The following is a 7,649-nucleotide window of genomic DNA, read 5'->3' as shown; positions in this document are numbered from 1 at the left end:
AGCCCAGCCACCGGTCTCTTTGTCGTTCTTTGGACAGCCCGGCTGCTAGCCCAGGTACCAACCCGGCGGCGTCCAGGTGACCGGGACGCTGTGGGCCGAGAAATCCTCGCAGCGGGTGCAGGTGTAGGCCACTTCGCCCAGGGTGGCCACCGTTCCGTCACGCCGGTAGGTGGGCGGAATGTACGACTCGAGGTAGACGAACTCGTCCGTACGGCACTTGTCGCAGGTGGGTTTTCCCACGTAGCCGGAGTCTACTGAGGCGTGTCCGGTTCCGAGGGTGTTCTGACGGGTGGACGGCCGTGCTGTGGAGTACGGGCGTGCGTGCGCAGAACCTGGGTGGATGTTCCTGGCTGTCGTCATTGGCTGCCTGTCCCAAGCGGTTTTCCGGCAGGCGGATATGCGCTTGTTTGGGTGAACTGGCCTGCTGCTTGACCTTGGAAACCCAGCATAGGGGATGCCGATTCCCCTATCAATGGACACGGGTCCCCTAACTTACCTAAATGCTGGAATTTGCCTGCTTGGAGAGTTAAGTTTGGCGGTTAATGGTCCGGCCCACGATGGATTGGGTGAGGGCCTCGATGACCTCGGCGTTGGCCAGCGGGTTGCGGATCAGGGTGAAATCCACGTCTCCGACGGGCGGAAGATCGAACCGGCGCGTGATGATCTTGAGGTCTTCGGGAACCAGTGACGTCGGCATGACCGCCACCCCGATGCCTGCCCGGACCGCAGCCAGGACACCGCTGATCTGCCGCGTGGTGCAGGTGATACGCCAGGTCCTGCCGTGGGCCTCCAGCGCATCGATGGCCAGTTTTCGGCTGAGGCTGGGTGCCGGGTAGGCGATCAGCGGAACAGGCATCCCCTGCTCCAGCACGGTCTGTTCCAGGCCCACCCAGGAGAACGAATCGTGCTGGACCACCGTGCCGTCCTTTGCACCTGCCACCCACTTCACGAAGACAAGGTCCAGTTGGCCGGCGTTGAGCTTGCGGTACAGCTGGTCGCTTTGGCCCACGGTCAGTTCCAGGTTGATCTGGGGGTAGATCTGCCGGAATTCCCGGAGGATCCTGGGCAGCCCGGTGATGGCGAGGTCGTCCGCGGTGCCGAACCTGAGGCGCCCGCGCATCGCCGAACCGGAGAAGTAGCGGGCCGCGGCGTCATGGGCGGACAGGATGGTCCGGGCGAACCCTGCCATGGCATCGCCGTTGTCGGTGAGCCGGACGTCGCGGGTGTCACGGGTAATGAGGCTGCGCTTTGCGGCTGCTTCGAGCTTTCGGATGTGCTGGCTGATGGTGGGCTGGGCCAGGCCCAGGCGCTCAGCGGCCTTGGTGAAGCTGAGCGTATCCGCCACCGCAAGGAAGGAGCGCAACTGCGCTGGTTCGAACATCGTTGACTCCACTGTCTTTTCGGCCCGGCCCTTTACGCGGCCGCGCTATTGCGTTTTGCAATACGAGTTATAGGGACCATACAGCTCCATAATCGGCTCCGCCAGCCTAGCGTTAAGGACATCCCAGCCCGCCCGCAATTTTGAGGACACTCTTGTGGCACCCCCACCGCCTTCGTCGGCTTCAGTCTCCCAACCAGTCATCGACGCGGCGGGATCACCGCCGCCCGGCAACCAGACCCAGCCCCTTCCCGTCGTCGCCGAACGGCTCCCCTGGAAGCACACCTTCATCTCCCTGAGAGTGCCCAACTTCCGGATTTTTGCCGCGGGCCACTTCATCGCCGTCATCGCCATCTGGATGCAGCGGATTGCCCAGGACTGGCTGGTGCTGCAGCTCTCAGGCTCCGTGACGGCCGTGGGGATAACCGTGGCGCTGCAGTTCCTGCCGTCCCTGCTGCTCGGCCCCTGGGGCGGCATGATCGCCGACCGGTTCGCCAAGCGGAAGATCCTCATCCTCTGCCAGAGCATTGCGGCAATCCTGGCCGCCACCCTCGCTGTCCTGGCCCTGACCGGCGTCATCATGGTTTGGCATGTCTACGCCATCGCCCTGGTCCTGGGCCTGGTGACCGTGCTTGACCAGCCTGCGCGCCAGGTGTTCGTCAACGAGCTGGTCGGCCCGACGCATCTGCGGAATGCCATCAGCGTCAACTCCACCACCTTCCAGCTCGGCGGCCTGATCGGCCCCGCCCTCGCCGGCCTGCTCCTGACGGCGGTGGGGGCCGGCTGGGCTTTCGCAGCCAACGCGGTGGCCTGCTGTTCCACGGTGGCGATGCTCCTGGTGCTGCGCAAGGACCAGCTGTTCGTCAGCGCCCCCACGCCCAAGAGCAAGGGCATGCTCCGGGAGGGGCTGCGTTACGCCTTACGCAAGCCCACCATCTATTGGCCGTGGCTGATGGCCGGCTTCATCTCCGTCTTCGCCATGAGCCTGCCGGTGCTGCTGGCCGCCTTCGCGGACCACGTCTTCAAGGTCGGCGCCGGCGGGTACGGGCTCCTCAATGCCCTGGTGGCACTGGGCGCGCTGTCCGGCGCCGTGGCGTCGACCCGCCGTCGGCAGCTGCGCCTAAGGTCCGTGGTGTTCTGCGCCGGGATGTACGGCCTGATGCTGTGCCTTGCGGTCCTGGCCCCGTCCCTGGTGTGGTTCGGGGCCGTGATGGTGCTGTCCGGCTTCTGGTGCCTCATGTTCCTGACCGGCTCCAACCAACTGGTGCAGGTCAGCTCCAACATGGGAATCCGGGGCCGGGTGATGAGCCTGTACATCATGGTGCTGATCGGCGGCCAGGCGCTGGGCGGACCCATGCTGGGCTGGATCGCGGAGCACGCTGATCCGCATGCCGCCCTGCTGGTGTCCGGCGGCGTCCCCGCCCTGGCGGCCCTCACTGTCGCTGCCATCCTGGCCCGCAAGGGCGGGTTGCAGCTTCGGCTGGACCTCAAGGGCCGCCGCCCGCTGAGGATCGTCAGCCGGCACGCGGGCGCCTGAGGGTCCGCCGCTTTAAACGGTTGCCGGGTGCAGGGCCGGGTGCGGATACTCCCGGTCCCGCTCCTGGAACCGAAGCACGGCCTCGTTGCGGACCACTCCGTCGCGAATTTCAATGGCCCGCGCGATGGTGTCGTTGCCTTCCCACGCGTCCGGTCCGCCCATCACGGTTTGAAGGAACGGCTGCAGGGCCTGGCTGATTTCCCAGCTGGAGGAATTCCAGAGGTACGACGGGCTGTGGTCCACCGCGTAGTAGTTGATGTGGTCACCCACGGTGAACATCGGTTCGGCAAACGTGGTGGACCGCGCCCAGCTGAAGCCCATGCCGTCATCGCAGGAGACATCAACAATGAGGCTGCCGGGGCTGAAGGCCGCGAGGTCCCCGCTCTGCAGGTAGGTCAGCGGATTGTTCGGGTCCTGCAGGGTGCAGTTGACCACGATGTCGCTTTCGGCGAGGAACGGCGCCAGCGGAACCCGGCCCCGTTCGGTGATGACCTGGCTCAGGAAGGGGGCTTCGTCGTCGTGGTCAAACTGCACGATGTTCACCGAATGGATGGGTGCTCCCACGGCGGCGACGCCCCGGTTGGTGAGCACCTGGACGTCGTGGATCCCGTGCGCGTTCAGCGCAGTGACGGCCCCGCGGGCGGTGGCTCCGAAACCGATCACGACGGCGCTCAGGCGCCGCCCGTAGTCTCCGGTGGAACCGGTCAGTGCAAGGGCATGCAGGACTGAGCAGTAGCCGGCCAGTTCGTTGTTCTTATGGAACACGTGAAGTCCGAAGCCGCCGTCGCTTGCCCAGTGGTTCATGGCCTCGAAGGCGATAAGGGTCAGTTTCTTGTCAATGGCCAGCTGGGTAACGGCCCGGTCCTGGACACAGTGCGGCCAGCCCCAGAGAATCTGGCCGTCACGCATGTCGGCGAGGTCTTCCGGCTGCGGTTTGGGCAGGAGCACGACGTCGGCCGCGGCCAGCAGCTCGTCCCTGCCCGCCATGCGTCCCACCAGCGTGGAGAGGTGGCTGTCAGCGACGCCGAAACGTTCGCCGTAGCCCCGCTCCAGGATGATGCGTTCCCGGAGCGCGGGGGCGATCCGTTCGAAGTGCAGGGGATGGATCGGTACGCGGCGCTCGTCCGGTTTGCGCGTGGAGGCCAGGACGCCCAGGCTCAGCCGGGTCTGTTGGCCACTCACTTCTTCTTGGCGGCCTTGGTGGACGTGATGTCCAGGGAGCTGGCCGGCGCCGCGGCGGCCTTCTTCTCAGCGCGCTTTTCCTTGATGGACTTGCCGGACTTTTTTGATGCCGTTTGACGCGGGGACTTGTCAGCCATGGTTGCTCCTGTAGCGGAACCGAAGAGGTTCCTGACTACTGACAGTACACCCGCGTGCACCTAATCATCGCCGGGGTGGTGGGCCGCCTTGGCCGGGGGAGAACGTGGAGCGGCTGACGGGAATCGAACCCGCGTATCAAGCTTGGGAAGCTAGCGCTCTACCATTGAGCTACAGCCGCAGCGCCGCCGCTCGCGCGGGGCAGAACTTAGCTTAGCGCAGATCCGTGCGCTCCCCGCCAACCTGGTAGGCGGAGGCTCCGTGTCCTGCCAGCGGGACGTCATCCAGTAACTCTTCAATAACGTCGGCGCTGCCGGCTAGGTCCCTGTGTTGGGGGCTGGCTAACCTAATCCGGGTAGCGGCCGCGTTGGGGGAGGCAGCTATTGCGGCAGCCCACGTCAACCACAGGAACTACTTCATGGCAATCGCAGAGCACGAGGTCCTCATAGAGCGGGACGCCATGGCCGTGTACCAGTACCTCCTTGACCCCACCAATCTTCCGGCCTGGCGGAACGATGTCCGGAGCGTGAATCTTGTACGGGGTCCTGCCGGGTCCAAGGGCGCGGTCTACCGGAAAATGGTGGCCGGCCGCTCAGGGCTGAGCATCCCGGCGGAGCTGGAGATCACCAACGTACGGCCCGGCGCCGAGATCGAATTCCACATCGTTTCCGGACCGGCCACCCGCTGGGGCGGTTACTACCTCAGCAGCGAAGACACCGGCACCAGGGTCCGTTTCGCCATGGAAGCGGAACGCCACGGACGCTTCAGCTTCCTCAGCAGGCTCGGTTTGCTGGACGGAATGCTGCAGCGCCGCGTCAGCTCCGACGTTGCCCAGCTGGAGCGACTGAAGGACGTGCTGGAACTCCAGCCCGCGGTGTGATCACTGGGCCAGCCGCTGCCCCGTCCAAGGCCCGGCAAGGTTCGACGGCGATGCGAGGCTTCCTGCGCTCAGGTCCCAGTACTGCACCACGTCGTTGGACCGGCGGAGTGCCACCCCGGTGGAGTTGAGGGCGGTGGCGTTGCGCAGGGCCCGGATTCCCGTTACGTCTGTCCAGCCGGTGGCGACGGTGGGCCGGGCCTCAGCGCGGAGCGCGGTGGTGCCCCATCCGCGGTACAGCTGGACGCTGCCGTCGGACTTGAGGGCCAGGACGTCCTGGAAGCCATCGGCGTCGTAGTCCACCATGGCGAGCCGGGTGGCGTAGACCCCCGTGGCGACGGTGACGCGCTCTGCGATGTCGCCGGTGCCCTTATTGCCGTAGAGGTAGAGGTTCCCTGCTGTGTCCAGGGCCAGGATCTGGGGCATCCGGTTGTTGGCGCACCAGCCGCCAACCGCCAGGGTCAGGGTGTTCCATCCGCCGGTGCCGAGGGTGATGGGGGCCTGGAATCCTCCGCCGGCGATGCCGCGGTGCAGGGTCAGGTTGCCGCCGGTCCACTGGGTGAGGAGGTCGTACGTGCCGTCGCGGTCCCAGTCGGTGACAAAGACTTCCTTGGCGCCACTGAATCCCGAGCTGATGACTTTGGCAGGGGCGTAGGTACGGGGACCTGTGGACGCCCTGTCCAGCAGCTGGCCGGCAGAGTCGACGGACACGAGGTCGGCGGGGCCCGTGATTGCGGCGGCTGCAAGGTTCAGGGTGGGCGGCATGTGCTTGACGGGTGCATCACAAATGCTTGGCGCCGGTGCGGGGAAGGCGCCGCCGCCAGAGCTGGCGCCGCCCGGAGACTCGACTGTGCCTGCCGGCAGCGTGGTGTAACCGAAGAAGTCCACCACTCCCCAGATCTGGTACGTGGAGTTGGTGTAGGAGATGCCGATGCCCATCACGTTGAACCGTGGATCGAGGAGCATGGCATTGTGCCCGGGCGAGCCTTTCCACCACTCCACGAGCTGCGCGGCGTCACGGTCGGTCCGGATGGCGATGACCTCACCGGCGCCGTTGTTGGGGCTCAGGGCGCGGGGGTCGGTCCAGAAACTTGCCCGGTGCTCGATTACCTCGCGGCTGGCGATGTTGTCGGACCAGTCCTGGGCCAATCCGGCGACCGTGGGGTGGTACTTCACCTTGTTCAGGCCGTTGGCCACCCGATACTCGTTGATCTTGGTGAAGACGGTGAGGATGGCGGCAGCGTTGCTGTCCGGAACCAGGGCCTCGGTGTCAGGAAGTGTTGCGGCCGGTTCGGAAGCGGCAGGCTGGCTGGCTGAAGGGGATGCGAGTTCCTGGTCCGGTGCCCACAGGGGCGGAATGGACGCAGTCTGCGGCACCGGCCCGGTGATGGCAGTGGTGGGCGTCGTCAGCGTTTCGGCGGAATAAGCGGCGTCGCCGGTGGAAGCCGTGGCCGGAGCAGAGGCGGTTGCGGTCGGCGTGGGCGCGGCGGCCGTGGCGGGGGATGGGGCCGCCGTTGCAGTGGGCCCGGACAGGGGTGACGCCACGCGGATGTCCGGATCGATGGCGGGAGTGAGGCTCCCGGGGATACCGTCTCCCGCGTAATGTGCGGCGTCGCCGCGGACGATGGGGGCCTCCAGCGTGATGCCGGCTGCCGCCGCATGGCGGGACTGCAGCGGCGCGGGAGGTGCGGCGGCGTTCGACGAGACCAGCGCCAACGCACACAGCACGCCAATAAAAGACGGTGCCACCAATTTATTCACAACATCCCCAGCTCTGTTACGCCATCCGGGAGACCATTCCGGCGGCTTCATTCGCAACATTAGCCCCACCAGGCCACAGCAACAACGGGAAAATGCAGCTGTGGATAACCGATACGGTAATTTGGGACGGTGCTGATCTCTGACCGCGACATTCGTGCCGAAATTGATTCCGAGCGGATCGTGCTGCAACCGTACGATCCGGCGATGGTCCAGCCATCGTCCGTGGATGTCCGGATCGACAAATTCTTCCGGTTGTTCGACAACCACAAGTACGCGCACATTGATCCGGCACAGGAGCAGCCCGAGCTGACCCGCCTGGTGGAAGTGGAGCAGGACGAAGCCTTCATCCTGCACCCCGGGGAGTTCGTCCTGGGCTCCACCTACGAAACGGTGACGTTGCCTGACGATATTGCAGCCCGCCTGGAAGGCAAGTCCTCGTTGGGCCGGCTGGGCCTGCTGACGCACTCCACGGCAGGCTTCATCGACCCCGGGTTTTCCGGCCACGTCACCCTTGAGCTCTCCAACATGGCCACCCTGCCCATCAAGCTCTGGCCTGGCATGAAGATCGGACAGCTCTGCTTCTTCCGCCTCAGTTCAGCGGCGGAATTCCCGTACGGCCAAGGCGACTATGGCAACCGCTACCAGGGCCAGCGCGGTCCCACGGCCAGCCGCAGCCACCTGAACTTCCACCGCACCAGCATCTAGCGCCACCCCACGGCCCTCCCGGTGCAGCCGCGGCCTCCGGCTGCAGCCGCGCTCCCGGCAGGAGCAGATCCAGG

Annotated in this window: 8 protein-coding genes and 1 tRNA gene; 3 read left to right on the top strand and 6 right to left on the bottom strand. The window is 65.7% G+C overall.

Features of this window, described 5'->3' with window-relative positions; translation table 11 throughout:
• Positions 1-45: 45 nt before the first annotated feature.
• On the bottom strand, positions 46-240 hold the full coding sequence (locus RM50_RS21095; RefSeq protein WP_240471961.1) for a hypothetical protein: 195 nt from the start codon (positions 238-240) through the stop codon (positions 46-48).
• 286 nt (positions 241-526) lie between these two features.
• On the bottom strand, positions 527-1,381 hold the full coding sequence (locus RM50_RS13955; protein ID WP_043453735.1) for a LysR substrate-binding domain-containing protein: 855 nt from the start codon (positions 1,379-1,381) through the stop codon (positions 527-529).
• Between the two features lie 154 nt (positions 1,382-1,535).
• Between RM50_RS13955 and RM50_RS13950 the strand changes: the two genes are divergently transcribed.
• Positions 1,536-2,915, top strand: coding sequence for an MFS transporter (locus RM50_RS13950; RefSeq protein ID WP_043453733.1), 1,380 nt, complete (start codon positions 1,536-1,538; stop codon positions 2,913-2,915).
• A gap of 12 nt (positions 2,916-2,927) precedes the next feature.
• On the opposite strand, the gene RM50_RS13945 is transcribed toward RM50_RS13950, so the two are convergent.
• From RM50_RS13945 to RM50_RS13940, 3 genes are all read right to left on the bottom strand, one after another.
• The gene (locus tag RM50_RS13945) at positions 2,928-4,097 is read right to left on the bottom strand and encodes a N(5)-(carboxyethyl)ornithine synthase (RefSeq protein WP_043453731.1); all 1,170 of its coding nucleotides are present in this window, start codon (positions 4,095-4,097) and stop codon (positions 2,928-2,930) included.
• Positions 4,094-4,234, bottom strand: coding sequence for a hypothetical protein (locus RM50_RS20880; RefSeq protein ID WP_167562169.1), 141 nt, complete (start codon positions 4,232-4,234; stop codon positions 4,094-4,096). Before RM50_RS20880 ends, RM50_RS13945 begins: the two co-directional genes overlap by 4 nt.
• Positions 4,235-4,339: 105 nt before the next feature.
• Positions 4,340-4,413 (bottom strand) — tRNA-Gly (locus RM50_RS13940).
• A gap of 237 nt (positions 4,414-4,650) precedes the next feature.
• Here RM50_RS13940 and RM50_RS13935 point away from each other — a divergent pair.
• Positions 4,651-5,112, top strand: a complete 462-nt coding sequence (locus RM50_RS13935; RefSeq protein WP_043453729.1) for an SRPBCC family protein — start codon at positions 4,651-4,653, stop codon at positions 5,110-5,112.
• Here the strand turns inward: RM50_RS13935 and RM50_RS20430 are convergent, their stop codons facing one another.
• The gene (locus RM50_RS20430) at positions 5,113-6,837 is read right to left on the bottom strand and encodes a CAP domain-containing protein (protein WP_430929414.1); all 1,725 of its coding nucleotides are present in this window, start codon (positions 6,835-6,837) and stop codon (positions 5,113-5,115) included.
• Positions 6,838-6,999: 162 nt separating this feature from the next.
• Here RM50_RS20430 and dcd point away from each other — a divergent pair, with 162 nt between their 5' ends.
• Positions 7,000-7,575, top strand: coding sequence for a dCTP deaminase (gene dcd, locus RM50_RS13925; protein ID WP_043453726.1), 576 nt, complete (start codon positions 7,000-7,002; stop codon positions 7,573-7,575).
• The last annotated feature ends 74 nt before the right edge of the window (positions 7,576-7,649 follow it).

This window comes from Pseudarthrobacter phenanthrenivorans (assembly GCF_000813845.1).
Lineage (GTDB): Bacteria > Actinomycetota > Actinomycetes > Actinomycetales > Micrococcaceae > Arthrobacter > Arthrobacter phenanthrenivorans_B.
Note: the sequence above shows the minus strand (reverse complement) of the source record. Positions and strands in the feature narration are given on the sequence as shown.